General features: G+C 39.0%; 25 protein-coding genes, 1 tRNA gene and 1 pseudogene. 7 read left to right on the top strand and 20 right to left on the bottom strand.

Features of this window, described 5'->3' with window-relative positions:
- Positions 1 to 13 precede the first annotated feature (13 nt).
- From ABIN91_RS15250 to ABIN91_RS15295, 10 genes and pseudogenes are all read right to left on the bottom strand, one after another.
- Positions 14 to 766 carry a TlpA disulfide reductase family protein gene (locus ABIN91_RS15250; protein WP_348052086.1) on the bottom strand — a complete coding sequence of 251 codons (753 nt, stop codon included), beginning with the start codon at positions 764 to 766 and terminating at the stop codon, positions 14 to 16.
- A gap of 70 nt (positions 767 to 836) precedes the next feature.
- Positions 837 to 1460, bottom strand: a complete 624-nt coding sequence (locus tag ABIN91_RS15255; RefSeq protein WP_348052087.1) for an alpha-L-fucosidase — start codon at positions 1458 to 1460, stop codon at positions 837 to 839.
- 56 nt (positions 1461 to 1516) lie between these two features.
- A pseudogene (locus ABIN91_RS15260) lies at positions 1517 to 1636 on the bottom strand (glucuronyl hydrolase); the annotation flags it as partial.
- A gap of 199 nt (positions 1637 to 1835) precedes the next feature.
- Positions 1836 to 2294 (bottom strand): L-rhamnose mutarotase, encoded by a 459-nt coding sequence (locus ABIN91_RS15265; protein WP_348052088.1) that lies wholly within the window; start codon positions 2292 to 2294, stop codon positions 1836 to 1838.
- A gap of 13 nt (positions 2295 to 2307) precedes the next feature.
- On the bottom strand, positions 2308 to 3630 hold the full coding sequence (locus ABIN91_RS15270) for an alpha-L-fucosidase (RefSeq protein WP_348052089.1): 1323 nt from the start codon (positions 3628 to 3630) through the stop codon (positions 2308 to 2310).
- A 68-nt stretch (positions 3631 to 3698) separates the two neighbouring features.
- The gene (locus tag ABIN91_RS15275) at positions 3699 to 5345 is read right to left on the bottom strand and encodes a sodium:solute symporter (RefSeq protein WP_348052090.1); all 1647 of its coding nucleotides are present in this window, start codon (positions 5343 to 5345) and stop codon (positions 3699 to 3701) included.
- A gap of 54 nt (positions 5346 to 5399) precedes the next feature.
- Complete coding sequence (locus tag ABIN91_RS15280; protein WP_348052091.1) at positions 5400 to 6620, bottom strand: enolase C-terminal domain-like protein; 1221 nt, start codon at positions 6618 to 6620, stop codon at positions 5400 to 5402.
- Positions 6621 to 7464: 844 nt separating this feature from the next.
- Positions 7465 to 7812 (bottom strand): hypothetical protein, encoded by a 348-nt coding sequence (locus tag ABIN91_RS15285; RefSeq protein ID WP_348052092.1) that lies wholly within the window; start codon positions 7810 to 7812, stop codon positions 7465 to 7467.
- A complete protein-coding gene (locus ABIN91_RS15290; protein WP_348052093.1) occupies positions 7813 to 8082 on the bottom strand; it encodes a hypothetical protein in 270 nt (89 codons plus the stop codon).
- 64 nt (positions 8083 to 8146) lie between these two features.
- Positions 8147 to 9493: a DEAD/DEAH box helicase gene (locus ABIN91_RS15295; RefSeq protein ID WP_348052094.1), complete on the bottom strand. Its 1347-nt coding sequence runs from the start codon at positions 9491 to 9493 to the stop codon at positions 8147 to 8149.
- 78 nt (positions 9494 to 9571) lie between these two features.
- Between ABIN91_RS15295 and ABIN91_RS15300 the strand changes: the two genes are divergently transcribed.
- The 3 genes from ABIN91_RS15300 to ABIN91_RS15310 all read left to right on the top strand — a co-directional run bounded on the left by ABIN91_RS15300 (position 9572) and on the right by ABIN91_RS15310 (position 11436).
- Positions 9572 to 10873, top strand: a complete 1302-nt coding sequence (locus ABIN91_RS15300) for a DEAD/DEAH box helicase (protein WP_348052341.1) — start codon at positions 9572 to 9574, stop codon at positions 10871 to 10873.
- A gap of 196 nt (positions 10874 to 11069) precedes the next feature.
- Positions 11070 to 11237 carry a hypothetical protein gene (locus tag ABIN91_RS15305; RefSeq protein WP_348052095.1) on the top strand — a complete coding sequence of 56 codons (168 nt, stop codon included), beginning with the start codon at positions 11070 to 11072 and terminating at the stop codon, positions 11235 to 11237.
- A 31-nt stretch (positions 11238 to 11268) separates the two neighbouring features.
- Positions 11269 to 11436 (top strand): hypothetical protein, encoded by a 168-nt coding sequence (locus ABIN91_RS15310; RefSeq protein WP_348052096.1) that lies wholly within the window; start codon positions 11269 to 11271, stop codon positions 11434 to 11436.
- A 118-nt stretch (positions 11437 to 11554) separates the two neighbouring features.
- Here the strand turns inward: ABIN91_RS15310 and ABIN91_RS15315 are convergent, their stop codons facing one another.
- The 6 genes from ABIN91_RS15315 to ABIN91_RS15340 all read right to left on the bottom strand — a co-directional run bounded on the left by ABIN91_RS15315 (position 11555) and on the right by ABIN91_RS15340 (position 17725).
- Positions 11555 to 11884, bottom strand: a complete 330-nt coding sequence (locus ABIN91_RS15315) for a hypothetical protein (protein ID WP_348052097.1) — start codon at positions 11882 to 11884, stop codon at positions 11555 to 11557.
- 72 nt (positions 11885 to 11956) lie between these two features.
- Positions 11957 to 14449 carry a DUF5686 family protein gene (locus ABIN91_RS15320; RefSeq protein ID WP_348052098.1) on the bottom strand — a complete coding sequence of 831 codons (2493 nt, stop codon included), beginning with the start codon at positions 14447 to 14449 and terminating at the stop codon, positions 11957 to 11959.
- A 426-nt stretch (positions 14450 to 14875) separates the two neighbouring features.
- Positions 14876 to 16015, bottom strand: coding sequence for an AI-2E family transporter (locus tag ABIN91_RS15325; protein ID WP_348052099.1), 1140 nt, complete (start codon positions 16013 to 16015; stop codon positions 14876 to 14878).
- A gap of 112 nt (positions 16016 to 16127) precedes the next feature.
- Positions 16128 to 16793 (bottom strand): cytochrome b/b6 domain-containing protein, encoded by a 666-nt coding sequence (locus ABIN91_RS15330; protein ID WP_348052100.1) that lies wholly within the window; start codon positions 16791 to 16793, stop codon positions 16128 to 16130.
- 72 nt (positions 16794 to 16865) lie between these two features.
- A complete protein-coding gene (locus tag ABIN91_RS15335; RefSeq protein WP_348052101.1) occupies positions 16866 to 17129 on the bottom strand; it encodes a YtxH domain-containing protein in 264 nt (87 codons plus the stop codon).
- 116 nt (positions 17130 to 17245) lie between these two features.
- On the bottom strand, positions 17246 to 17725 hold the full coding sequence (locus ABIN91_RS15340; protein WP_348052102.1) for a GNAT family N-acetyltransferase: 480 nt from the start codon (positions 17723 to 17725) through the stop codon (positions 17246 to 17248).
- Between the two features lie 115 nt (positions 17726 to 17840).
- On the opposite strand from ABIN91_RS15340, the gene ABIN91_RS15345 reads away from it, so the two are divergent.
- Positions 17841 to 18725: a glycosyltransferase family 8 protein gene (locus tag ABIN91_RS15345; protein ID WP_348052103.1), complete on the top strand. Its 885-nt coding sequence runs from the start codon at positions 17841 to 17843 to the stop codon at positions 18723 to 18725.
- Here ABIN91_RS15345 and ABIN91_RS15350 read toward each other — a convergent pair.
- A complete protein-coding gene (locus tag ABIN91_RS15350; protein ID WP_348052104.1) occupies positions 18722 to 19354 on the bottom strand; it encodes an HAD family phosphatase in 633 nt (210 codons plus the stop codon). The genes ABIN91_RS15345 and ABIN91_RS15350 overlap by 4 nt on opposite strands.
- 18 nt (positions 19355 to 19372) lie before the next feature.
- Positions 19373 to 20383, bottom strand: a complete 1011-nt coding sequence (locus ABIN91_RS15355) for a fatty acid desaturase (protein WP_348052105.1) — start codon at positions 20381 to 20383, stop codon at positions 19373 to 19375.
- Positions 20384 to 20652: 269 nt separating this feature from the next.
- Here ABIN91_RS15355 and ABIN91_RS15360 point away from each other — a divergent pair.
- Together ABIN91_RS15360 and ABIN91_RS15365 are read left to right on the top strand one after the other, a co-directional pair.
- A tRNA-Ile gene (locus tag ABIN91_RS15360) sits at positions 20653 to 20726 on the top strand.
- A gap of 169 nt (positions 20727 to 20895) precedes the next feature.
- Positions 20896 to 21138, top strand: a complete 243-nt coding sequence (locus tag ABIN91_RS15365) for a hypothetical protein (RefSeq protein ID WP_348052106.1) — start codon at positions 20896 to 20898, stop codon at positions 21136 to 21138.
- Between the two features lie 103 nt (positions 21139 to 21241).
- Here the strand turns inward: ABIN91_RS15365 and ABIN91_RS15370 are convergent, their stop codons facing one another.
- Together ABIN91_RS15370 and ABIN91_RS15375 are read right to left on the bottom strand one after the other, a co-directional pair.
- A complete protein-coding gene (locus ABIN91_RS15370) occupies positions 21242 to 22009 on the bottom strand; it encodes a hypothetical protein (protein WP_348052107.1) in 768 nt (255 codons plus the stop codon).
- A 252-nt stretch (positions 22010 to 22261) separates the two neighbouring features.
- On the bottom strand, positions 22262 to 22993 hold the full coding sequence (locus ABIN91_RS15375) for a DoxX family protein (RefSeq protein ID WP_348052108.1): 732 nt from the start codon (positions 22991 to 22993) through the stop codon (positions 22262 to 22264).
- Between the two features lie 155 nt (positions 22994 to 23148).
- Here ABIN91_RS15375 and ABIN91_RS15380 point away from each other — a divergent pair, with 155 nt between their 5' ends.
- On the top strand, positions 23149 to 26412 hold the full coding sequence (locus ABIN91_RS15380; protein ID WP_348052109.1) for a VIT domain-containing protein: 3264 nt from the start codon (positions 23149 to 23151) through the stop codon (positions 26410 to 26412).
- The last annotated feature ends 267 nt before the right edge of the window (positions 26413 to 26679 follow it).

A 26679-nucleotide genomic window follows, 5' to 3' on the forward strand; every position in this document is an offset into this window, starting at 1 on the left:
TTGATCTGACATTTTAATTTTTCGCAGCCAATGCTTCGTCTATTAATGCTTTAAATATTGGGCTTGATGGGCGAGGGGCATCCACGGTTACTACTTTACCTTCCCGGTCAAAGATCAGGAAACGTGGGATACCTTCGATACCGTAGTACTTAAAAAGGGACTCGGTGAAGTTTGACAAGAGTTCAGTATTGGTCCAGCCTTTCTTTTTTACAAAATACTTCCAAGGCTTTATTGCATTCAAGCCATCTACCGATATCCCGATAAAAGTAATATCGTTCCTATCTTTATATTGCTCCTCTATTTTCGAGAAATTAGGTTTTTCGGCCAGGCAGGGTGCACACCACATTGCCCATACATCTATTACCACCACTTTACCTTTAAAGCCTGCCAATGTGCAGGTTTTATCATTCACGTCTTTCAACTCAAAATTATAACCGGCCTTACCTTTGGCAAAAGGCCCTAATGCTTCATATACCTTGTTATATGCGGCCTTCTGCTCATCAGAAACAAATAAGCCTTTATAAGGCTGCACATAGTTCACAAAATCTTCATACTTCCTTATTCTGGCCATGTTATAAGTAAGGTAGGCTACTTTAACGGTATCGTTATAGATAGATGAAGTGTTCTCGGAAAATGATGCGTTCAACAGATCTTGTGTGTTTTTCACTGCGCTAAATTTGCGATAAGCAAAAATATAGTCGAGCATTTCCATGCCGTGCTCAGAGCGGAGTACCCTGCCGGTAGATACAAGTTTTCTGTCTTGCAAAGGTTTATAAAATGCCTGTACAGCAGCGCTGCTATCATACGCGGAATTTAATCTACCAAACTTGAAGAAATTACCTGCTCTGAGAGATCTGTGGTTTTACCTTACGTTCGAAATACTTCGAAAAATCCTTGGTGTCTTCATTAGGATAGTCTGTAAGGTTGCTGCGACCTCCTTTGGTGGGCCAATTGGTTGCAACATCCGGATCCTCCCAATCCCTGCCCAGTGAATAATAAAAGCAAAATTTCATTCCATTTTTCTTACAGGCAGCTGCCAGCTCTTTTACAGGGTCACGTTTAAAAGGTGTTTTCTTTACGATGTTATACTCGCTGCTCGGAGAATTGTACATGGCAAAGCCTTCGTGGTGCTTGGTTGTAAGTACAATATATTTCATCCCTGCATCCTTTGCTGTTTTCACCCATTGATCTGCATTAAATAGGGTGGGATTAAAATCGTTCGCAAGGGTTGCATACTCTTTCAAGTGAAGTTTTTCATAGATCATGAAATGCTCATTGCCCTTATACGGCTTTCCTTTCCAATCGCCTGCGGCTTGTGAGTACAAGCCCCAATGAAGGAACATGCCGAATTTCCCATCTTGCCACCACTTCATTTTTTGGTCTTGGGTAGATTTTTGCGCATTACTTAAGTTGCAAAGGCAACTTAGTGCGATTACAAAAAATAACTTTTTAAATTTCATTTAATTAATGTTTATTTTTAGTGGAGGATGGTTTCACCATCAGGTATTATCTTAATTTATTTGCGATTACTTCTTGTTAAAGCTTCTATATAATAATAGTCCGCATAATTAATTGATACATCTACTTCGCTGTTCGCTGGTTTGTAACCCGTACTGTATTCCAATATAAAGCCTTTTGAACCACCCCTCTAATATTGTCACCTACAATTTGGGTTCCAACGCCACTTTTTAAATAAACAAGCTCAACTTCGGAATGGTAGTGCGTTTTATTGTTCATATAAGGAACTAGGTCTCTTCTTACACTAAAAGAGTGCGTAGGATCGTTTGAAACTTTTATTAGCTGAGGTTTCATGCTAGTTTTGATTTACCTGTTAATTAATTTTGATGAAATACCTCCTCCATCGCGCTCCAGGTTTCGCCTTTGGCAGCGGCATCGGGTAAGGGGATTTGGGCTGGAGCTGTCTCTTTCCACCAACGTTGGGTAGTGGTATCTGCGGCCATCTTTTTCATATCTGCTTCAAAATCTTTACCAACGTATTCGAAATAACTGAACAGGTATTGTTTGCCTTCAATTTCTTTTAAATAAATAGAATAATTGCGGATGTTACATCGGTTTATTTGTTGCAGTACTTTGGGCCACACAGCAGCGTGCAGCTTTTTGTAATAATCCATTTTTTCGGGTTTAAGACCAGTGACCGATCCAAAGCGTTTTACAACTGTTTGGATATTTTTTGTGCCAGTGGTTGCGTTTTCTTCAGTATTTGGTTGTACACAGGCAGTAAATAGAAGTGCTGTTACAACAATTGTAAATAGTACTTTAAGTTTTTTCATCATTATAATTATTTTTTTACTCTTGATCAATCACAGCCACATTTTCTACACTTGCATTAAATTCAAGTATAATTATGTATGGTATTTTACTTTGCGTTGTGGTTAGATTAAAGGTGTTTTGCCCATTTTCTATAGTTACTTTATTGCCATTTATAGTATATGCTTTTACGAGCTTTCTATCGGGGATATTTTTTAATTGGATAGTTGCTGTCTCTGATCCAAGTACACACAGATATATTTTATTTCCTTTTCTGGTGGTCGAAAACTTGGTGTTTGGTTGGTAAGGTCCTCCTAATGTACCGTAAATAGCTTCACCGTTGGTTTTCACCCAGTCGCCAATTTCTTTTAAACGGGATATTTGCCGGGCTTCTATTCTTCCATCTGGCATGGGGCCAACGTTTAGCAATAGGTTGCCATTACTGCCTACAGTTTTACAGAGTATCGAAAGGCATTCGGCTAACGTTTTCATTTTATCATTCGGTTTCCACGACCATTGATTGCATATCGTAAAACAACTTTCCCAAGGTGTTTCCATATTTAAACGACCAACAACTTGCTCTGGAGTGTCAAAATCGCCAACCATTTTACTGGCGTCAATTTTGTTGTTTTTGGTAGATGCAAATTCTTTACCTAACCTATTGTTAATGATCACATTTGGTTTTAGTGTCTTGAGGTATTTATACATGTCGATCCCCATTTCGTTTGTCCAGGGTTTTTCCCATTGGCCATCAAACCAAAGCATATATGGATCATAATTGGTGATCAATTCTTTTAACTGGTTTTTCATATACAGTATGTATTTGTCCATATTTGCATTGGGATTGTCAATACCAGTTCTGTTAGATGCATTGTTGGGATAATCTGGATGCCACCAATCCAGCACCGAATAATAAATGCAAAATTTGATGCCCTGCTTTTTACAGGCCTCGTTCAAAGCGCCAACAATATCTTTTTTGTAAGGAGAATTTTTGATATTATGGTTGTTGAATTTGGTAGGCCATAGGCAAAAGCCATCATGGTGGCGAGCAGTAATGGTGAGGTATTTCATTCCCGCGTCTTTTGCTGTTTTAACAATAGCATCGGCGTCAAATAAAACGGGATCAAACTCTTTGTAAAGGTTATCATAATCTTCTGTAGCTACTTGATTACCACGGCTCCAGCCTATTTCGGTGCCACGCAGGCTTACTGGTCCCCAATGGATAAATAAACCTAAACGCAGGTCCATAAAATCTTTAACTGCGGCCTGGCTGTTTTTAGCCTGTGCATTAACACTTAAAACAGCTAAAAGGATGGTTAGTGTGCATATCCTTTTTTTAAAATTTGAAATACTTATTCGCATAATATTTAATTGGTGCTTGATTTTATTTGCTGATCATTTTATTCATAGTATTGCCGTGTTAGGAAAGTTTATTTAAAAAAATAATACAATACCACCATAATACCCAATAGCAAGGCGGATAATGTTTTGTAATTGCCAATGCCAGGCCATCCTTTTGCGTGTAAAGGTTCAAAAATAGAGTTCCAGTACAATTTATTGCTTTCCTGTGTATGTGTTACCGGATAAATGTAAGAGCATACCACCTGTATGAATACACAGATCAAAAACAGGTAAAAAGCCATGATCATAAAGGGGACATGACCAATGATGCTGCCTGGGTAGAGTTTGTTGATCGTGAAAACCACAACGCCTATTAAAGATCCCAGCCATAATGTATATTGAGCGGCTTTGCCCGATGCTTTTTTCCAGAATATGCCTAACAAAAACACACAGGTAATGGGCGGTGCAATGTGCGCGATAATATCGTTAATACCAGCAAATAAACTTTCGTATTGGTTTAACAACGGCAGTAAAGCCAAAGAAATGACCAAGGCGATGCCGGCCGACCAACGGCCAACCTTTACCATTTTTTGATCAGATGCCTCTGGATAAAAGCGTTTATACAGATCAAAACTGCTTAACGTAGCAATAGAATTTAAGGCGCCAGCAATCTGGCTCATTAAACCCGATAAGAGAGCGGCCACTAAAATACCAACTAAACCCGATGGTAATAATTGGGTAATCATTAAGGTATAAATGCCTTTGGTGTTTAAAACAGCCTTCCCATCAACAACAGTTTGAAGACTGCTTAGATCCATAGCGCCACTTTTGTATAATGCATAGGCGAACAGGCCAGGTAGCACAAAAATAAAAACGGGTAAAATTTTAATAAATCCGCAAAACAAAGCTCCGGCTTTTGCCTGATCCTCGTCTTTTGCACCCAAGGCCCGTTGTACAATGGTTTGATCGGCACACCAATACCATATTCCCAAGATCGGATAACCTAAAAATACAGCTACCCAACTCATGCCACTGGCATCGCCTACAGGCCTTACCATACTTAGTTTATCTATGGCGTTGTTTTGCTGTAAAATGGTGGTAAGGTGCTCCCATCCTCCCAACTTGTTCCACGAAAAAATGGTAATAATAATAGCTCCGGAAATTAAAACCACACTTTGTATGGTTTCGGTAACTACCACGGCCCTCAAACCGCCAATAATGGTATATAAACCAGTTACCAACGCTATTGCGATAATGCTTGTGTACATGTTAATACCAAACAAGGTTTCGAGCACGATGCCGCCAGCCAGAAAAGAAAATGCGATATGGATGATCACTGCGGAAATAATTGAGATCAAAGCAAGCCAGTCTCTACAGGCTTTGTTATATCTTTTCTCTAAAAAGTCGGGTAGGGTGGTGATGCCTGATCGAATGTAAAAGGGAATAAAGAATAAGGCTAAGAGAATCAACGTAAATGCAGCCATCCACTCAAAATTTCCATTTAGCAGTCCGCTATCGAATCCGCTTTGTGCCAGGCTTACCAAATGCAAACAGGAAATATTAGTAGCAAAAAGCGCCAGACCTATCATGGGCCATTTTAGTGTTTTGCCAGCCAAAAAATAATCGTTAGATGATGTTTCTCCCTTCTTTTTTCTCCTGGTACCCGCCCATAAACCAATGGTTACTATAAACAGGATATAGGCAATGGTAATAATGATATCTACTGTACTGATCATTTTATTTGATTTATAGTTTGGCTTGTTGGCTGATATTCTCGGTATTAAAGGTGGTTATTTTAGATCACAACTACTGCCTGGTTCTTGTGGGGTGATATAAACACCATTTTTAATTGTGATCGGGTTTACAAAATAGTGTTTTAAATGGGGAATATGCTCTAAAAATAAGGCTTCGTGCCCAATGGATATATGATTAAACAATACCAGATGTTGATGTAGTTGCCCCATATCACCCACATGTGGCACTACGGGTACACCAAATTTTTTCGCCATCAGGCTAATAGTGATAAACTCGCTTACACCACCTACCCGTACCGCGTCAACCTGTGCAAAACTGGTGCAACCTGTTTGCAGGTAATTTTTAAAGATGATGCGGTTGGGTACATGTTCTCCGAGCGCAAGTTTTACAGGGGCAATTTCTTTAGCAAGGGTTTGGTGGGCCAAAATATCGTCAGGGTGGGTGGGTTCTTCTACCCAATAAGGGTTCATTTTTTTAAGCTCGTGGCAAACGGAAATGGCTTGTGGCAAGGTCCACTGTTGGTTGGCGTCGAGCATTACTTTAACGTTATCTCCGGCAGTTTCCCTCACAATATTGGCTCGCCGTATATCTCTTAACGGGTCTGCGGAACCTACTTTCAGTTTCATTGCAGTAAAGCCATTATCCATTGCTTTTTTACAGTTCTCACGCACTTTTTCGTCATCGTAGTTAAACCAGCCCACCGAAGTGTCGTATCCGTTATAGCCGGTCGCTAAGATACTTTCTCTTTCTTTTTTTGAATCAAATTTGCCTTTCAGCATATCTATAGCTTCTTCTTTAGTTAACACATCTTCTAAATAGGAGAGGTCTAACGTGTTTACGAGTTGTTCGGGAGTCAGATCTATTAAAAGCTTCCAAAGCGGTATGCCCCGTTTTTTCGCCCACAGATCAAAACAGGCGTTGGTTACCGAAGCCAGGCCTAAATGTACCACTCCTTTATGAGGTCCCAACCAACGAAATTGTTGCTCATTCGATAGATCTCTAAAAGTTTTTCCAAAATCACTCATCAGATCTTCAACGTCGATGCCTTTAATTTTTTCGGCATAAAATGAAGCCGCTGTGCACACCAGATCATTGCCCTCGCCTAAAGTAAAAGCCAGGCCGGTGCCTGTGTTCCCATCTTGGTCGCTTAGTTTTGTAACTGCGTAAGAGTATTGAGGGTCCTTGTGTATGGCATCGCTGCCTGCGCCTGTTTGTAGCTCGAAACGTTTATCATTGATCTCAATTTTGTGTATCATTTATTTGTTGTTTTATCACTTGTAGCGCAAATGCCTCAAAGGTTTTGCTTTTTTACCATTGTTCTTATTTAGAATTGACAGACATGAAAAGGTCGTAAAAATTGAATAACTGAATTGGATTCGTCGTTAATCTCTAATTGGTTAAACAAAACTACAGCGTATAATTTCTAAAATTTGGTTAATATTGACCAGTTTCGATGTTATATTTGCACTTTAATGTTTTAGCGATAATTAAGTATGCCAAAATGAAACCAATAGATAGCATTTATCTTCAGATCCGTATCTTGATGGCTTTAGTTGCCACGGAAATTAACCTGCCATAGTTTCAGCCAAATTCATTTTCATTACGGGTGTCGATGACTTACACCCCGTTAGGAGACTTAGGTAATTGAGTAATAAATTGAATGAGAACAACTTACACTTGGTGCTTTAAATGGATTTTAATTCTATACAATTGAATTATAGAATAATGTATTGAAAATCAATATATTATATCAATATCAACGTTCCTGCCTTCCACAAATGGGTTTTCTATCCTGTGGACTTTGCAATTAATCTGTACTCGAAAAGTGGTGAGTGTTTCGGTGAGTAAAAAATTTATCCCTTATAAAATATTGAATATCAGCACGGTATGAAGGTAAAGCAAATCCATCCGGCTCCACTGAATTCAGTTAAAACAAAAGAAAAGCCTGAAAATAAAATTATTGCAGGCTTTTCTTTTGCAGGATAGAAGCCTTAGCTGATAGGAATAAACCGAACAGTACACTGGGTCAAATGGTCAATTTTTTTAGATGTATTGATTGATTTTTAAGTATAAAGCTTAAACAGGCAATGCAAAATTTTATTAACGGTTTTTGCTTTCAAATTCCGTCAACATACTTTCATAGCCATCGGCTTTTAGGTTTCCGATTAAGTCAGTTTTGATACATTCCGGATCAAGCTCTGTTTTGCTGAATGTTAATGCACGGGGAGAAAACTTCTTTTTAGCTATAACATGCAGGTTTTTGAATATTACCCAAGTCATCAATTCATACCATTCGCCCAATGGCTTGATCTCGGCATCAATACGATCATAGATCAAGGATAAACGCAGGAACAGGATCCCGCCATCATCCAATCTTTCGCCGTCGAAAATTTCAATATCATCCGGCCAAAAGGCAAGGGACTCGTTGTAAAGCGTTTCAAATTTCATTTACCCGAATTCTTCTTCGTCCTCTTCCTCGTCGTTCGCGCCACCATTCTCTTGGTAAAGTACAATAGCTTTACCAATGTTGTTGATCTCCTCGTCATTGCCAAACATAGGCATTTCGGTTTCGGGGTCAAGTTTTAACCAGATGCCTTCGGTATCCTTCTGTATTTTAACGTATTCTACACCATCCTTAAAAATGGTGTACATCTCATCCTCTTCCGGAAATACAGCGTAAACAACTTCGCCTATCTCTATATCAAAAGGTTCTATCATGGGTAGTAGTTATTGGGTTATTGGGTAAAAAACTTTCAGCTTTACGCTTTTTGCTTGTGGCTCACTATCCGTGTTTCTTCTTTTTATTCATCTTAGCCTTTGTCCCAGCGCTAAAATTGTAATCCTTTTTGTTGCTGTCCTTTTTCTCGTGGAAAGCTTCGCCCCGAACTTCCGTGTCCGCTTTGGGTGAAATCTTTTTCTTAACCTCGGTTTTGCTTTCTTCTTTGGCTATAACCAAACCTTCGGGTAGTTCATCAATCTCAATTTTATGGCCAATGGCATGCTCTATCTTTTTAACCGTGCCCAATTCAATATCCGTGGCGAAGGTGATGGCAAAGGTTTCCTGCTCATCATAACGCTTCACAATACGGTCTATAAAGGTTTCCTTTTCAATGGGCAATTCCAGGTGAATAATGAATGGAATATCTTCCACATCAACAAAACCCTGCAATTCGTTAGCTACAATTAATATGCGTTTTTCGGTTTGTTGCCTAAATTCTTCAATGCGCTCAAAACCTGCTGTCTCAAAAAACAAAGGGTTCAGTATCGCCGCTTCCTTTTTCAGGATGTGGGTAAAACTGTTCAATACCTTCTCCGCAGTTAAACGGGTATTTACAAACACAACCGCCTGGGTAAACACCTCGGTATCCTGCATTAGCAAGTTTAATAAATTGAGTTTGGTGCGAAAATTTGGAACATGGTACAGCACCTGATCCAGTATTTCGGCTTTAGCTTCACCCAATTCTTCAACCTCAATAATGGCTGGCACGTTCATAAACGGCGCTATCATGTGCTCCAGTTTGCCATGCAAAACTTCGGTGAATATTAAATGCTGGCATTTGGTAATGCTGTTAGCCAGTTCGTTAACAGGGAGTTGCAAACCTTGTTTCACAATGGCTTCGGCATCGTCAACCACAAACATGATAATCTTGTTCAGGTTTAAGCCCAACTTTAAATAAATGGCACGGGCACGATCGGGCGTAGCAACCACAATATCTGCACCATCTGCCAAAGCATCCATTTGTGCTTCAATGCCCGGAGTAGCGTATAAACTCACCACACGGATGCTTTTATTTTTATTAAGCAACTCAAACTGCTCGGCTACAGCAATCACACGTTCCTTGTCGGGAACTAAGATCAAAGCTCTGGGCGCTTCTTCAAAACCATATTTAAGCCTTGCTAAAACACCCAATATATAGGTGGTTGTTTTTCCACAGCCTTCGGGGCCAACACCAATCATATCCTGCCCGCCAACAATTCGCGACAACGCCCGCGACTGCATCTCTTTAGGCGTTAAGTATCCCGCATCCGTTAGCGAACGCACCAACTGCTTATTTAACTTTAATTTATCTGACCACATTTGCCGCAAAGGTAAGGTTTTGAGGTGGTAAGTCCATAGTCGATAGTCCATACTCTATAGATTATCTTACCATAGTGCATGTGGACTATCGACTATGGACTCAAGACTAAACCGTACCTTTGCGGCATCATGATCAAAAAAGCCCTCGAAAACCTAAACATAACCGCCCTTAATCAAATGCAAAATGCCGCGCTTAACGTACCTAAGCAAAGCGATATGGTTGTATTGGCTCCAACAGGCTCTGGTAAAACATTAGGTTTTTTGCTACCGGTGTTAAATTTGCTTGATAAAGACAGGGCAGGGGTACAGGCTTTAGTTTTAGTTCCTTCGCGGGAATTGGCATTGCAGATAGAGAAGGTTTTTAGAGGCATGGCTACGGGTTTCAAAATAAGTTGCTGCTATGGTGGCCACCCAACGCGGATAGAAAAGAACAGCCTATCACAACCGCCAGCCGTATTAGTTGGTACACCGGGGCGTATAGCCTACCACGTTCGCCACGAAAGCTTTGATGCATTAACCGTGCAAACTTTAGTTTTAGATGAATTTGATAAAGCTCTGGAATTCGGGTTTCAGGAAGATATGGCTTACATTATCCGTAGCCTTCCGGGATTAAATAAACGTATCCTGACATCGGCTACCAAAATGGATGATATTCCATCTTTTACGGGAGTTAAGAACCCGGTAGAAATTGATTTTTTGAAAGACGCGGTGATAAAACCCGATTTAAAAATCAAAGCTGTAATGGCCGATGCCGAAGATAAGTTGAGTATACTATTCGCATTGATATGTAAAATAGGAAGTAAGGCCACATTGGTGTTCTGTAACCACCGCGAAGCCGTGGACAGGATAAGCGAACTACTCCATTACATGGGCTTAACACATGGCGTATTTCACGGTGGTATGGAGCAGGAGGATAGGGAGCATGCCCTGTTAAAGTTCCGCAATGGCAGTAACCGTATATTGGTTACTACTGATCTCGCTTCGCGCGGGTTAGATATTCCAGAAATTGAAGCTGTGATACATTACCAGTTACCCCACAACGAAGAAGCCTTTACACATCGCAATGGTCGTACTGCTCGTATGCACGCCAAAGGTACAGCTTACCTGATATTATCGCCAGACGAAAGCTTGCCTTATTTGACAAAGAAACCCGAAATAGAAACACTTCCCGAAAAGAATATCACACCCAAACCAACCGATTGGGAAACGCTCTACATATCCGCTGGTAAAAAGGATAAGGTGAACAAAGTTGATATTGTAGGCTTGCTGCTGCAAAAAGGTGGCCTGCAAAAAGATGAGTTAGGTTTGATTGAAGTGCGTGACCATGAATCGTACGCGGCGGTTAAGCGCAACCGTATTGAGCAAGCAGTACAGAAAATAAAAAACGAAAAGCTTAAGAACAAAAAGGTTAAAATAGAGGTATCCCGATAGGCCTCTGTGTGCTTTAAAAGGCGTGTTTTACAGTGTAGTGACCTTTATATTATACAGTGATTACAATGCGCTTTAACCGGATTCTATTCAAAACCCTCATTTTATTGTGTTTTGGCTTTTTTTAGGCTGATGTGTTTCTGGTGGCATAATATTGGCAATATGGCCTACATATTAATCAACTTAATTCAACTGAGCCATGGAAAATATGAACAACGTAATCGAAAAATTAATGCTTAACCGCACACGCTTAATGATGACTCGTTTTGACAAGGAGTTAAAAGAAATTATCGAAAGCGACTTACAATCGTTTAAATCACAAAAACAGCAATTAGGAAAAAGAAACAGCAGCCGTAAAGCAGCTTAATATAAAATATACCTATCTAAAATATACCACCATGGAAAATATAGAAAATGTGATCGAAAAATTAATGCTTAACCGCGCTAAATTAATGATGGTTCGTTTTGATAAAGAATTAAAACAAATTATTGAAAGCGATCTGCAATCGTTCAAATCTCAACATCAACAATTAAGTAACCGTGGCCGTAGCCATAAAGTTGCTTAATACAAAATATACCATCTATCTATTTTAAACAGAAAGGAGTTTCGCTTGGAAACTCCTTTTTTATGTGATAAGCTTTTTTAGTTATTGGCACATAGCTTATGGGTTACTTAATGACTGGTTATGCTGATGGTGCAATTGCCTCAATATTCTCTTTCCCAATAAAGTCTATAATAATATCCATCAGCACGTCCTCCATAGCCAAACTATTCACATCGTCTGTATAATGTTCGGATTTGCTTATGTTTACATTAACGCCATCAATCTCAATCTTATATAAATAATCTTGGTAAGGAGCAGGTAACCAAATCTCTATATTGTTTTCTTTTTCAAGTATGTTTAGTTGAGCAAGTGTATTTATCTTACCATCGAATGCTAACGGAAGTTCTGCCCGGAGCTTTGCAGCCAGGAGGGTTGCAGATTGTGTTTTGTTGGTTTGATAAGTTTTCATAACAATAATAGCCGGTCAGTTTTATTGGCCGGCTATTATCATAACATTGTATATCAAATTCAGTTTTAAATACTATAGTCTGAATTGCAGGGTTACCCTCGGTGCAAATGTATTTGGCAATTCACCACGAACATTCAGGTGATCAAGATGTGTTAAGCGGTACAGAAAATCAACACGAATAATTTTAAGGATGTTTTCTACCCCATAACCAACTTCCACATAGGGTACGGCACCCAAGCTGCGGTCAACAATAGTGCGGCCTCGCCTAAAAGCTTCATTGTTGGTAGTTGAAAGGCTACCTTCTAAAATATCGGCCACTAATACCGTTCTTACGTTTAATGCTTTTAACAGCGGGATACTATTGGTTATTAAGCCATCCATATGCTGGGTGTAGGTAAGAGACACAAACCTATCACTCGCAAACTCTAAAAAACGCATGGTATTAAAGTTAAAGCGGTGGTTTTCTACCAAAGTATAAGGTACATTACTTGGAATAAATCCTCCTGTGATGGAGTATTCGCCTTTACCAAAAATGCCCATGTGTACCTTTTGTTGTATGTTACCAAAAATCTTGTCGTAATTAAAATCGCCGCCTAAGCCTTTAATACCATGTATATATCTAAGCGTAAAGGTTGGATTATCGGCACCATTGCCCACCATCATACGCTTGTTTATTTTGTTTGATTGTAGTTGGCGTGTTCCGGGCCTCCATTGCAACTCTGCGGTTATTTCTGATGTTTGATAATTATTATAGATGGTTTTATCATCGGGATCATGATATTCAAAAAACGTTAATGGATCAAAGGTACTGTGCGTTGCAGTAAGAGTTGCCCGTATATCGCGTTGCAGATCGCGCTGTACGTATCCTTTTATTACATCCTGATAGAAGGGACCGCGTATACTTATCGAACCATTATTAATAGACGCATTAAAAACATTATTTCCTCTTAGCGTGAAGCTTTCATATTGGTAACCAGTTTGGCCCACATCGTGCAAAAAAGAACCGCCGACTTGTGTCCAGGGCTTACGCGATATAATGTAATCAGCCGAGCCGCTGTATTTTATTTTATCATCCTTAAATGCATAGGCTACGTATCCGCCCAATATCCAGCTATCGCTAAAGCGTGTATTGGTAATGCCTCCTAATCTTAAAACTGTTCCTTCCAGGTCATTATGGCTAACCGTGTAAGGGTAAGGCCCCAAACTTACTTTACCTATCTTATAATAACCATTGATCAGCATGCCCGCAAAGGTGGCGTAGGTTTTAACAATGGGTAGGTTTTTAACGGTATCTATCATTTGATAAACCCGCTTATCTGCCACTGTAAGTGAATCATGACGGTTTAGCGCCCAGTATCTGTCGTCCTTTTTAGCCACGTCGTCGGCCATTACAACAGGTTCTTTAAAGAGATCTTCCGGATAATCTTTGTTGATCTCGATATCGCTGTTTGAAAGATAGAATTTACAAATAAAGCCCGATAAGTTTTTGGTTAGGTTATTTATATTGAGCGTAATACGTGTTTTGTTGGGTAACCATGCAGTTGTACCCATAGGTTGAACCATTTCTTGCTGGATACGTACCTTGCTTAAAAAATTAAGGTTAGCATCGGGTGGTACCGAAGCATCAACACGGTATAAAGCATAATCATCTTTAGTGATCCACATTACACCATTAAATGCCAAATCGTGACCGCGTTTGGGCTTAAACTCTATTTTATAATATTCTTTACCGGCAATTTTATCGTGCTCGTCAACTAGTTCGTAATTGTAAAAGGTTTTCCAGCTATCACTTAATGGCGATATAAAATCTTTACCGGCTAAACGCAGGTAGTTTTTATAAAAGTTATACTGTAAAAAGGTTGAGCCAATTAATTGGGACACCAAAGTTTCATCCTCAATACCAACACCTGATGATTTGGTGCGTTTAACAAACTCGGCTTTGCGCTGCGGCGAGTTCTGGTAAAAATAATCAGATATGGTTTCTGAAGCAAAGATGGGCAATACAGGCGTACCTTCGTCGCCGGCAATTTTTTTGAGGCTATCCATCAGCGGTAGTATTTGTTTAAATACTTTACGTTGCTTCATCTTTTCGCTCAGGTTAGTTAACGAAAGTTCAATACGGTTATAGCTTTGATATTGATAGCTTTTTAGCTTTTGCAAATCATTATTCGGTTTGTGCTTAACCATCTGCGCCATAATTTCCCAGGCCGGGTTTACGTAGGTTTTAGGCGTAATATTTATGGCTTTAAGCATTTTGGTATCCAGCGAAAGCTGAAAATTAATTTCGTGGCTCCCCACTTTAGGTATAAACTTACGTGATGGGGTATAGCTTACATAACTGGTGTAAATACTATCGGTAGCTATGGCTGTTGTTATAACTAAGGTATAAATGCCATCAAAATTGGTGGCTACACCTTTGCGGGTACCATTAGTTAATTTTACCGATACCGTTACATAGGGCAGGGGCTCACCTGTTTGCGAATCAGTTATCTTACCGGTGATGGTTCTTAAATGTTGGGCCGATAAATTATCCGGAAGGCAAATGCTGCCAAGCAAAACAGCCATAAGAATAGCTAATTTGAAACCGGGTAATTTGTTGCTAAAAAGATGTAAAACTTTGCTCAACTTTAAACGCTATTTAAATATCAATTATACAATAAATTTGGCAAATGGGGCTTAAATCACTCCATTCAGTTAAAATATACTATAAATAAGCTCTTTGAATTATACATAACGAAAGAATAACGTTATATAACAGGCAATAACTATACCTGTATGAAGCGGGGAGAAATCACCTGCTAGAAAACGGCAATACTTTTCCGGTCAGGCATAATAATCCATAGCTACAAAATTAAAGAGGGTAGGTTTGTTAATGCAACAAACCTATTACAAATATAAATTAATAGCTGTAAAATGCAATTTGCACAATAGATATTTTTAAAGTAGTTAATTGTTTTTAACTAAGTGTTAAGTTTTACTGTGGCTTTATTATTAAGATGTGACCTTTTCTGTTATAGCTTCCTTTTTGCGGATGCGCCAGATATCACCTTTGTGACGGGTTGGCACTATATCGCCAAGTAGCTTGGCCCATGGTTTAAGATCATCAATCCTGTCGAAAATTATTTTTAAGATCGCTACAAAAGGGATAGATAAAAACATGCCCGAAACTCCCCATAATGCCCCACCTAATAAAACTACGATCAAGGATATCAAAGCATTGATCTGTACCTTGGATGATACTACATATGGAATTAAAACATGGTTATCGATAAACTGAACAACCATAAATGATATGATAATACCCAACTGTGTACTATAACCATCTTTAGTTACAGTAGCTATTAATAAAGGGATAGCAATAGCTATTATACCACCAATGTATGGCAGCATGTTGAGTATGGCACCCATTACACCAATTAGTATGGCATAGTTTACGCCCAATATCAGTAAGCCGGCAGAGTTGAGTATGGCTACAATAAAAGCTTCTATTAATAAACCCACCATATAGCTTTGAATGGCCTGTTTGGTTTGATTAAGTATTACCCTAACCGATTGTGAATTTTCTTCGGCAAAAACCTCGAATATAAAATTGAGTAACAAGGTTTTGTAAAAAAGCAGCATAAACACATAAACAGGTATCAAAAAGATAACACTCAAGGTTGTAAGCGCTGTGCCCAGGGTAGCACCTAATAAAGCCTTGCTGCCATTAAGTGTCTCGTCAATTAATTTGTTTTGTTTATCGATACCAAAGTTAAAACGGGCCTGGAGCCAATATTGCAGATCGTGAAAGATATGGGCAAATTTAACTTTGAGTGCCGGAAATGAATCGCCAAAGTGCATCATCTGGGCAGATAGAAAGAACACAATGCCTCCAACTATAATATATGCAATTAGTATGGCTATGAGTATAGCGTAAGACCTTGGTATTTTTATCCGTTGCAATAAATTACAAACGGGATTAAGCAGAATGGCTATGATCAATGCAAATGAAAAAGGAACAAAGATACCTTGCAGTGTATATAATATATAGGTTAGCAAAACCAACCCCAATAAAATAACTGTAGTTTTTAAGTAAAACGGGTATTGCTTTATAGCAGCTTTAGTAGCAGTGGCTTTTTGACTTATTTGCATATCAATTGCCCCTCACTTTATAAAAAATGCCAACAATTAAAACCAAAACCGCTAAAATAGTAAGTAAACCGTATCCCATAAGTGTTGAACATGAAATGTGATGATATTGTTTTTAGCCCCCATTTATCATATCCGAAACTATTCCTTTACCATCTTTACGCTCGGCTAATATAACGCCTGCTATGTGAATAACAATAAAAAGCAATATAGGATACATGCAAAAACCATGAACTTCTTTAATAGTATGTTGCATGGATGACGAAAATGGAAGCTCCTTTTCAAACGCTAAACAAAGCCCTGTTAGCACCATTGTTAAAAGTAATAGGTAAAACACTACATAAATTGATTTTACAAACAACTCGTGCCTTGTTTTTTCGCGGGCCTTTTTTGTGTTGTTAAATTGTTGCCAGGCCTTTTTTAATGTGATAATAAATTTTTGGTCTGCCAGTTCAAAAAACTCAGCTAATAACCTGAAAAGTAATAATGCTACCAGAGCGTAACCAAAATACACATGAATATCCCAAACCTTATCGCTCAACACATGAACAGCAGCGCGAGCCTGATCTAAAGTTACACCCGCGCCATTTTTAGCAAGCTCGGATTGTACCAGTGGTGCCTGTTGCCGTGATTTTAATAGGGTAGAATTAATAAGCACTGTTATTAATGAGCCACTAATAGCAATTACATTTAGCCAATGCCAAATTCGTAAATTTGCCGAACGTGTTTTGGTTGTACCGGGCTGCTCTATTTTTTGTTTAACAGGTTCAATCAGGGCCATATAAAATTAATCGTATTGTATAAAAAAGGGCTCCCAAATTGTGGAAACCCTTTAAATAGCTTTTTTTAATACTTAATTACCTACAACTTCGGCAACATCATTAACCTTACCGTTAACTGATGATTTTGCCGACTTTATGGCGCTCGCTTTTAAATCAGCTAAACTATCTGCAGTTTGTTCTGCTTTCTTTTTTACGGTTTTAACCAGATCGGCTAAATAATCGGTAACTTCTTCGCGTAATTCGCTACCCTTATCTGTAGAAAATAGTAAACCAACAGCTGCAATTGCCGCAGCACCTGCAAGTACACCTACTACTAACTTTGTTTGATTGTTCATGATCGTATCTTTTTAATGATGAATATTCTGTTCGATTATAAGTACAACATAAAAAATGGCCTTGTGTTTAAAATAACTCATAAAAATAAAAAAAGAATAAAGAACAGCAGTGAAGGCTAAAAATTGAGTCTCATCTTTTTCATGGTTTTGATGTTACCTTTTAAATTTATTTCAATATCATCTCCAATAAAATTAAAACCCACACTTTTATAATATTTTATAGCATGTTGATTATCAGTCAGTACGTACAACTCCGCGCCGGTAGATGAATGTGTGTTGCGGCATTCATCCAACAAAAGTAAGATCATTTTTTTTCCAAAGCCTTTTCCACGAAGTGATGGATCGCCGATTAATAGGCGGGATAAGCGGGGTACATTGTTTTTCTGCGGAATAATTTCACCAAAGCCATAATCGCCCAATTGCTCATCGCTAACCATATAAAATTGCCTGTCGGGATTGGCGAGCATGTAAGCTTCGATATCAGCGTAGTTTAAAGGATAGGGGAATGCCGTTGCCGAGAATTGGATAAGCAACTCTTCGCTGCTTACCCAGGTGTTTAGTTGTGCGAAATCGGGTTGGGTAAAAGGTCTTAACATTAACCGAAATATAAGGCTTTATCCGAATGTTTCAATTTGGTTACTGTTTTATCATTTTAATTTGCATTTTTAGCGACTGTAACTAACATTACTAATTACCGTATAACTTATTACAATGCCAAAAAATGCCATCCCGATAGTTGTTGTTACCGACGAACATTATGTAATTATGCTTGCAGCGCTGCTCAAGTCTATTGAGATGAACCACAAAAGCGGCGAACACATCAACGTGTATGTAATTGCTGACGGGGTTAAAAAAAGCAGTCAGAAAAAGATCCATGCTTCGGTTGATGCCAATATGTTTACCATCAACTGGATCAAAATGGAAGATACCATCCCGAAAGGGGTAAAGCTTCCGCTTGATCGTACATCGTACCCGGTAACTATTTACCTGCGCCTGTTTATCCAATATATTGTACCAGAAGATACCCAAAAGGCACTGTTTTTAGATGTTGACATGATCGTTCTGGAGGATGTAAGCAAACTATATAACCAGGAATTAGGCGATAACATTATTGGAGCAGTACAAGATCCCCGCCTGTTAACCTTTGATAACTCCTGGGGCGGTATTATGAATTACAAGGAATTAGGCTTTGCTCCCGATACCAAATACTTTAACACAGGTTTGCTATTGATAAACACTCAAAAATGGGCCGAACAAAGCCTGGATCAAAAGGTAATTGATTGTATTAACGATAACATCAAATTTGCCAACTATCCCGATCAATATGGCTTTAACGTGGTTATGGCTAATAAATGGCTGGAGTTGGATACCCGTTGGAATTACTTTGCTTCCGGCGATCTGAAGGAACCTTTTTTGGTTCACTTTATATCGCGTAAGCCGTTTTATACTACCTACGAATATAATCCTAAATACAAGGAGCTTTTTTATCAGTACCTAAAATTGACTGAGTGGCGTAATGCCAAACCAATAGGAGAGGTTGACCGTTATTTTAAGAAGTTAAAAAATATTTGGATCAAAATTAAAAAGAAGCTTTAGATCAGCTTTTCGCGCTCAAAAAATGCCTGGATGGTATCCGGCGCTTTCATTAGGTAAACTTGCAAACCTAATTTTTCGGCTGTGGCTAAATGCTGCGGGCTATCATCAATAAACAAAGTTTCGGCAGGGTTGAGGTTTTGCTCCTTTAAAACCTGCTCAAAAATATCCGCGTTGGGTTTACGTTTACCCATCAGGTGAGAGTAATATACCTTTTCGAATAAGTGATCGTTACCGTCAAAATTGTATTTTGATTTTAAATGATCTATAATATAATCGTAGTGGATAGCATTGATATTACTGAGCAAAAAGGTGCGATATTTGGCTTTAACCTTTAATAATAGCTCATGGTTACCTTCGGCTACGCCTAATAACATGGTATTGAAAGCATCATCTATCTGCTTATCGGTAAGTTCTGGCTTGTTGGCTTTGAGCCTAACCTTGTTTCTGAATTCATCTGATGTGATCTCGCCTTTTTCAAACGAACTAAAAATGTCATCTTGTTGGCGGTGTCCGAAGAACTGTTCTACGTTGGTAACGCCTAAATCTGTCCATGCTTTTTGCGCAAGCGAAAAATCGATACTGAAAATAACATTTCCATAATCAAAAATGATATTCTTAACGTTGGTCATAAAGGTTTAGAAGAATGGTTATACAGATTCGGTAACTACGGGATCGTTATTAATTGAAACAGGTGCAACCTTTAATTTACCACCCCGGTTTGAACGTTTAGTACGCGAGAATAAAGACAGATCGCGGTTAAATAAAAATTGAAATAACAGAACAGTATATGAAGTATGGTACCCCAATGTTTCGTAATGCTGATCGGCTATTTTTTTGACCTTTGGTAGATTATTCCACGGTACTGATGGGAAATCGTGGTGCTCGTTATGGTAACCTACATTAAGGTTAACTACGTTTAGTACACCGTAATAACTTTTGGTCTCCTGCTCATCGCCATGGGTTAAATAATGCTCCTGTATCCAGCGTGCGCCAAGCGGGTGCAAGCCAACCGAGAAGAAGAAGCTGAATATCATATACATAACGGCCTTAGCGCCAAAAAAGTAATAGAATGCCACCATAAAAGCAATTTCGGCAAGCCAGTTAACAACCGTCCAGGCATCCAGCAGGTCAATCTCTTTTAACCTGAATGGACGCAATAATTGAAATACCGGGAAAAACAATAACCAAATAGATTTACCAAACCATGAGTTGGTGATCAAACGGGCTTCCCAGCCAAAAGGCATATCAGCATCCAACTCAGACACGCCCTGATAGGAGTGGTGTTTTAAATGATATTTTTGAAACGATACCGAACTTGGAAAAGCTTGAGGCAGGTTAGCGAATATTCCGGACAGTGTATTTAATGTACGATTTTTAAATACGAGGTTGTGCGCACACTCGTGGATGCAGATAAACAAAGTATGGCTTGCAAACGCGCCAATAACGTATGATGCCAGTACAACTATCCACCACGAAACATCTTTTAACAGGATAGCTAAAGCAACCTGTATACCTACACATAATACGATAACCAGGAAGGTATAAGGGTTTCGGCCTATCAGTTCCCGGATGTGGGGATGCTCGGTAATGATCTTTTTAGTTCTTTTTTTGTGCGGCTCACTTTCATCCGACCAGTTAAAATCTTTTCTCTTCGCCATTCTTCTTTAGGGATAAAATATTTTCGTCTAAAATACAATGTTAACTTTAATATTTACTAAAACAAAACCTATTGGATAAAAAATACCCGGCCTTATACCTCCCAAAAACATGATCAGGTGGTTTAGATATTAATTTTAAATAAATATCAGGCTGATTTGCAGCCTATTTAACGCAACTTGTATTAAAAGCGTATAAAAAACTGAAATCAGTTTTTGTATTCCGGTGGTATTTGCGTAAAATTGCACCCGAATTGCAGGCGCAGGATTCTGCGCCTATAGCTCAGTTGGTTAGAGTAGAAGACTCATAATCTTTTGGTCCCTGGTTCGAGCCCAGGTGGGCGCACAAACAAAGTGCAAACTTTAAGGTCTGTAATTCAATAAAAAAGCCGTTATCTGATAAAGATAGCGGCTTTTTTTGTGATATAATATATTCATATGCGCATACTCATCAATTTTATTAAATAAGCCACAACCAAACCGCCTGGCATTTGTTACTATTAAAAACATGAGCCATGAAAAATCCATTTATTAAAGAAAGCAACTCACTTGCCTGGATAACAGCAGGTGCAGCAGGTATAGCGGCCGCAGGTGCCGGTATCTGGTATTATATTAAACAACGCCGGGAGGGGCAATTGGCAGCAGCCTACGCCCATGAACACGCAGGCGACTATCTTGAAGCCAAGCAGCCTCACAAACGGAAACAGCGTACCGATGTTCATAACCTGGGAGATATTGTACATCACCAGCAGTTGTAAACAACAAAGCCCGGTTTTGACCGGGCTTTGTTGTTTTTATATTTTAGATGTTATTACTTCGTATCTCGCAATAAACATAGTGGTAAAAGGGAGGGATCACAACTTACAGATCTGAATCCTTAGTTACAACAACACTTGCTACAGTTTGCCAGTTACTGATTACCTGATCAAAAAATGGTTCTTCGGCGGAGCCGCCCTTCCAAATTATATAGGTCTTTTTACCATCGGTACCGGTATTGCTTTTGGCTGTTTGCAGCAAAGTGTTTGTAATGCCTGTTAGTACCTTAGTAAGATCGAAATTGAAAGTTACTTTGTATTTGTCGGAAGAATTAAGTACAATATCGTTAACCGATAAATTTGCTACAAACGGGAAAGAGCTTGATACTAATACACTGTCTCTTCCGCCTTTGGTATTTGTAAATGTGCCGTGCAGGTTAAATGGTAGTTCGGACTTTGCCGACTTTTTACAGTACAATTTTACCGTTACATTTTTGTACGAACCCGAAGGTAATTTAATACTGCCCGCCAGTACATTTAAATTAAAAATATCTATTCTTTTTTCTATGGTTATTGTGGTGTCGATCAGGCTGCTTCCTTGTCCGGTAAAGGATATCTTGTCAATATAAAGCGATGCCGCGGTCCAATCAACCACTACCGTACTATCTGCCTTAATAGCGAATGTTGTGATGGTTGGGGCGTTTGTAGTAGTTTTTGTGGCTATGGCCGAAGCTTTGGCGAAATACGATATGTTACCAAAGCCCGATGTGCTTTGTGCAGATGATGGAGTATCGCTCTTTTTGCAGGACGTTATTACCGATGCAATAAGCAATATACCTAACGTGTATTTTGATAGTGAGGGTATAAATTCCATAGGTTTAAAGTTGTAATTACATCAAATATAATAAGTTATATAATATCCTAATATAAAGTAGTTGTGAAATTTTACACGCGGAACACTTGAGTCACAGCTAAATTTTCACTTTCTTGTATGAAAGTGATCTCGGGCACATTTTGGAAGGAATTTTTTAAGCAATTTGGTATAGCGCTATCTTTATATTTTAACCAATTATCAAAAGCAGGGCAAAGCATGTAGTGGTTCATTCAAAATAGCGGCCTTATGATTTTATTTCTTTGTAATAGCATTCTTTAAAGCCTTATTATACTCGTCCACGCATTTCTCCAGCGGTTGGCCTTTTTTATGAATGCAATCGCAAAAATCAGCGCAAGCTTTAGGGTTTTTACTTTTCTCACATTGCGAAGTACAATCTGATAATGTATTGCGGGGCATAATGTTGTATACATTGGTAACTATCAGTACTAAAGTAATGATGGTTGCAAGCACCCCACCAAAGAAAATTATCGGGAATTTATTATTAAGTACTTTAGGCTTTGGTACCTCATCAGTAATAACCAAATGATTAAAAGGAGAAATGTATTTTAATTTATCATAGTCCCAGCATAAGAGATACAAATTAGCTAATACCATTAAAGGGGAAGAGAGGAGCGAGCCATCAAAACGCACTGCAAGTGATAGAATACAAATATTTAATATGATAGGGAAATACAGAATTGCACCAAGCGTAGCCGTGCGCGGTATCAGCAACAGTATGGCTGCTACAACTTGTGCAATGCCAATAAATGTATAATAATACCCCGTGTGGTGTAAGGCTTCCAGATAGCTCCCCATGGGATGGTTAACGGATAAAGAGGTGAACCGCTCACCCATAATTTTCACAAAACCTGCTGGTAAAAAGCCAGCAGCCAGCGCTATACGATTAAAAACAGCAAAATACCGGAGCCACCTGTTTTGCTTTACCTTAAAATGCAGCTGGTTAAGTGTGGAAGAAATGCTCATATTTTAGGATTTATCTTTTGGGTAAATTAAAAGAACTTTGTGTTTCAAAGTAAATATAATATTATCACAATAGCAAATGGATTCGTTATTAGTTGTTTTTAAAAAAGTTTATGGAATGTGTTTCGTATTTGCATCCCCTGTGCAAATAAGCGAAAATGAAAAACCTAAATTATTTATTATTAGCGGTATTAATGTTAGTTGTGATGGAAGTACCGGCTGTTTGGGCCCAAAGCCCGCAACTTACAGTTAATGGCAAAAGTAACAACGGCGTTAAGTTGCAGCAGTTAAAAATTGACGTTGCTATTTATGGGAATATAAGCCGTACAACCTGGCAAATGACATTTGTGAATTCTACTTCGCGAATATTAGAGGGTACGCTTATGTTCCCGCTTAAAGATGGTGTGAGTGTAAGCCGTTACGCGCTTGATATTAATGGTAAAATGCGTGAGGCCGTTCCGGTTGACAGGGGGAAAGGGGCCGTTGTATTTGAATCTATCGAAAGGCGAAGGGTTGACCCGGGTTTGCTGGAAAAGGTAGAAGGTAATACTTTTAGAACGCGGATATATCCTATTAACCCACATAGCACCCGTACCGTAATTATTGGCTATGAGGAAGAGATACCTTTAACCGATAACGGTAATTTGAAATTTACATTACCACTTAATGTAAAAGATACGGTTGAGCAGTTTTCGCTTAAGGCATCGGTTGTTCAGAGTGTAACTGCACCGGTTGCTGATAATTCAAATGGTGATAATTTGCAATTTGACAATCATCAAAACATCTATTCGGCCAGTATAGAGAAGGTTAATTATGTGCCGGATCATCCCTTATCATTTTCGATACCAAAACCCCTGGACGCGAACGAAGTAATGCTGCAAGCGCAGGGCAATAAATATTACTATTTTATAAATACTAATTTACAACCGAAAACCGTAACTAAGCCGTTGCCACACCGTATTGGCTTATTATGGGATGCATCGTTAAGTGGTACCAATCGCGATAGCAAAAAAGAATTGGCTTTGATGGATGTTTATTTTAAGAAGTTGAACAATGTAGAAATTACTTTGGTAACGTTTAGCAATACTATTTTAAATACCAAAGCTTATACCATAACTAATGGCAACTGGGAGATACTTAAGCATGATCTGGAACATGTTACCTATGACGGAGCTACAAACTTTGGCACTATAAACTTACCGCAATACGCGGTTGATGAGTTTTTATTAATGAGCGATGGCCATCAAACATTTGGAGATAAAACTATCCGGTTGAGCAATAAGCCTGTTTACTGCATCAATTCGTCTGCCGCGGCAGATTATAGCAATTTGAAACTAATGGCGCTTAAAAGCCATGGCGAATTGATAGACCTGACCAAAGATGATACGGATAAAGCGTTACAGAGCTTAACAACACAATCGCTCCATTTTTTGGGTGTTAAGGCTGGCGCTTCGGTAGAAGAAAACTATCCTTCGTTACCGGTTAGTGTGGGCCATACATTTTCGATAGCTGGTATTACACACGATCCTAATCAAAATATTACTTTACAATATGGTTATGGAGATAAAGTAAGTTACGAGAAAGTGATTACGCTGGACCTATCTAAAAACACGGTCGAGAATATTGATGTGGCTAAACTTTGGGCGCAAAAAAAGATAAACGAACTGGATATTAACTACAACGCCAACCGGCTGGATATTGAATGGCTGGGCAAGCGTTTTGGCATTGTAACCCGCAATACATCGCTCATTGTTTTAGAAACCGTGAACGATTATATACAGTATGGGATTGAGCCACCGGCAGAACTACGTGCGCAATATGATGCCATTATGAAGATGCGCGGATCGGATAATACACATTCGCGAAAGGAAAATATCGCTACGTCGGTAAATATGCAAAAGGAACTTAGCCTTTGGTGGAATACGGATATCTTACCAAAACAGAAAATAGCAAAACGCAAAGGTGGAAAGCGATATATAGCCGGAGATGCAAATGCCCAAGCTATGGTTGATGAACCGGTTGGTAATGCTAATGTACAGCAGGCAGTTGCAGCCGTAGCAGCGAGGCCGGTACCGCAGAGTGAATCCTCATTTTCGGCACCAACTGATAAGTCGCTCAGGGAAGTTATGGTTGTAGGTTACGGAGCGCAGGCCAAACGGGATGTTACCGGGTCGGTTGCAAGTATACCTTTAAACGAAGCTTTGCAGGGCAGGGTAGCCGGTGTTAATGTAGCACAAGGTTATGTTGGTGCAAGCACTAATGTACAAATACGCGGTAATGCAGGCGTTATTAATAGACAACAGTTGTATGTTGTTGATGGTGTACTAACAGATCATAATCCCAATATTAATGTAAATGAGATTGAATCGGTAAGTACATTAAAAGATGCCAGCGCAACCAGTATTTATGGAAGCCGGGCTGCAAATGGTGTAATAATTATCACTACCAAAAACGGGAAGGCGGCTGCAGTTAATAATGCTTTTAGTAAAACCGGAAATAATAGTGGCATTAACGTTACTTACAATGCCGCTGCCGCCGAATACTTAAAAACCATACAAAAAACTGATAAGGCCAGTCAGTATCAAAAATACATAGAATTAAGGGTGCTATTAAGTGCCAAACCTGTTTTCTATTTTGAGGTTGCCGATTACTTTATTAAAAACGGAAACAAAGAACTGGGCATCCGCATTTTAAGCAATTTAGCCGAGTTAGACCTGGGCAATTATGAGCTATATAAAATGCTGGGCTACCGCCTTAAACAAGCGGGTGATTTTAAGGGTGAGGTATTCGCCTTTGAAAAGGTTACTGAGTTGAGGCCATTAGATCCGCAAAGTTTCCGTGATTATGGTTTGGCTTTGGAGGATGCAGGAGATCATCAAAAAGCTTTGAATGTACTTTATGCTGCCATGACCAGGAGTTATACTGATGATGCCGATAACCTTTATAGTGGTATACAGGAAGTGTTTTTACTTGAGATAAACAGGATAATTGCGCTGAATAAGGGTAAGCTTGATCTAACTTCCATCCCAAAAACAATGATAAAACCATTGCCGGTAGATATCCGCATTGTGATGGACTGGAACATGAATAATACTGATATTGATTTATGGGTAACTGACCCAAATAACGAAAAGTGTTATTATGGCCATAACAGTACCGAGATTGGTGGGCGTATTTCGCATGATATGACGCAAGGGTTTGGTCCGGAACAGTTTTTATTGAAGAAGGCTATTAAAGGAACTTATAAAATTGAGATCAACTATTTTGGTGACAGGCAGGTTACCCTGGCAGGGCCAACCACCATTATGGCCGAAATGTTCACCCATTACGGAACTCCGCAAGAAAAGAAGGAGTTGATTGTATTGCAAATGAAAAAAGGGGCTAACGGTGCTGTTTATATTGGCGACCTGGATTTTAAGTAAGTAAGATATATAGAAGGCGGCAGATATAGCCTGCCTTCTGTTTGGAAATGTTTAGAAAAATTGCTATATTGTAGGGAAGAAGAATCAGGAGTCAAGATGCAAGAATCACGACATTAAAGACACCCATAAATACCCATAATTTGTTATTTAAGTTATTGATGTTGTGATGGTTATTGAGTTTTGTAAATTATGAATTTGATAATTTACATTCAAATAATCATTGAAAAACACCCATAAATACCCATGTTTCAAATTATTCCGGTTACT

It is taken from the genome of Mucilaginibacter sp. (assembly GCF_039921305.1).
Classification (GTDB): Bacteria; Bacteroidota; Bacteroidia; order Sphingobacteriales; family Sphingobacteriaceae; genus Mucilaginibacter.

What these genes read in the sequence shown, in the direction of transcription:
- ABIN91_RS15255 (WP_348052087.1), bottom strand. Translation starts at nt 1,460, where the DNA reads ATGAAATTTAAAAAGTTATTTTTTGTAATCGCACTAAGTTGCCTTTGC.
- ABIN91_RS15265 (WP_348052088.1), bottom strand. Translation starts at nt 2,294, where the DNA reads ATGATGAAAAAACTTAAAGTACTATTTACAATTGTTGTAACAGCACTT.
- ABIN91_RS15270 (WP_348052089.1), bottom strand. Translation starts at nt 3,630, where the DNA reads ATGCGAATAAGTATTTCAAATTTTAAAAAAAGGATATGCACACTAACC.
- ABIN91_RS15275 (WP_348052090.1), bottom strand. Translation starts at nt 5,345, where the DNA reads ATGATCAGTACAGTAGATATCATTATTACCATTGCCTATATCCTGTTT.
- ABIN91_RS15280 (WP_348052091.1), bottom strand. Translation starts at nt 6,620, where the DNA reads ATGATACACAAAATTGAGATCAATGATAAACGTTTCGAGCTACAAACA.
- ABIN91_RS15285 (WP_348052092.1), bottom strand. Translation starts at nt 7,812, where the DNA reads ATGAAATTTGAAACGCTTTACAACGAGTCCCTTGCCTTTTGGCCGGAT.
- ABIN91_RS15290 (WP_348052093.1), bottom strand. Translation starts at nt 8,082, where the DNA reads ATGATAGAACCTTTTGATATAGAGATAGGCGAAGTTGTTTACGCTGTA.
- ABIN91_RS15295 (WP_348052094.1), bottom strand. Translation starts at nt 9,493, where the DNA reads ATGGACTATCGACTATGGACTTACCACCTCAAAACCTTACCTTTGCGG.
- ABIN91_RS15300 (WP_348052341.1), top strand. Translation starts at nt 9,572, where the DNA reads ATGATCAAAAAAGCCCTCGAAAACCTAAACATAACCGCCCTTAATCAA.
- ABIN91_RS15305 (WP_348052095.1), top strand. Translation starts at nt 11,070, where the DNA reads ATGGAAAATATGAACAACGTAATCGAAAAATTAATGCTTAACCGCACA.
- ABIN91_RS15310 (WP_348052096.1), top strand. Translation starts at nt 11,269, where the DNA reads ATGGAAAATATAGAAAATGTGATCGAAAAATTAATGCTTAACCGCGCT.
- ABIN91_RS15315 (WP_348052097.1), bottom strand. Translation starts at nt 11,884, where the DNA reads ATGAAAACTTATCAAACCAACAAAACACAATCTGCAACCCTCCTGGCT.
- ABIN91_RS15320 (WP_348052098.1), bottom strand. Translation starts at nt 14,449, where the DNA reads ATGGCTGTTTTGCTTGGCAGCATTTGCCTTCCGGATAATTTATCGGCC.
- ABIN91_RS15325 (WP_348052099.1), bottom strand. Translation starts at nt 16,015, where the DNA reads ATGCAAATAAGTCAAAAAGCCACTGCTACTAAAGCTGCTATAAAGCAA.
- ABIN91_RS15330 (WP_348052100.1), bottom strand. Translation starts at nt 16,793, where the DNA reads ATGGCCCTGATTGAACCTGTTAAACAAAAAATAGAGCAGCCCGGTACA.
- ABIN91_RS15335 (WP_348052101.1), bottom strand. Translation starts at nt 17,129, where the DNA reads ATGAACAATCAAACAAAGTTAGTAGTAGGTGTACTTGCAGGTGCTGCG.
- ABIN91_RS15340 (WP_348052102.1), bottom strand. Translation starts at nt 17,725, where the DNA reads ATGTTAAGACCTTTTACCCAACCCGATTTCGCACAACTAAACACCTGG.
- ABIN91_RS15345 (WP_348052103.1), top strand. Translation starts at nt 17,841, where the DNA reads ATGCCAAAAAATGCCATCCCGATAGTTGTTGTTACCGACGAACATTAT.
- ABIN91_RS15350 (WP_348052104.1), bottom strand. Translation starts at nt 19,354, where the DNA reads ATGACCAACGTTAAGAATATCATTTTTGATTATGGAAATGTTATTTTC.
- ABIN91_RS15355 (WP_348052105.1), bottom strand. Translation starts at nt 20,383, where the DNA reads ATGGCGAAGAGAAAAGATTTTAACTGGTCGGATGAAAGTGAGCCGCAC.
- ABIN91_RS15365 (WP_348052106.1), top strand. Translation starts at nt 20,896, where the DNA reads ATGAAAAATCCATTTATTAAAGAAAGCAACTCACTTGCCTGGATAACA.
- ABIN91_RS15370 (WP_348052107.1), bottom strand. Translation starts at nt 22,009, where the DNA reads ATGGAATTTATACCCTCACTATCAAAATACACGTTAGGTATATTGCTT.
- ABIN91_RS15375 (WP_348052108.1), bottom strand. Translation starts at nt 22,993, where the DNA reads ATGAGCATTTCTTCCACACTTAACCAGCTGCATTTTAAGGTAAAGCAA.
- ABIN91_RS15380 (WP_348052109.1), top strand. Translation starts at nt 23,149, where the DNA reads ATGAAAAACCTAAATTATTTATTATTAGCGGTATTAATGTTAGTTGTG.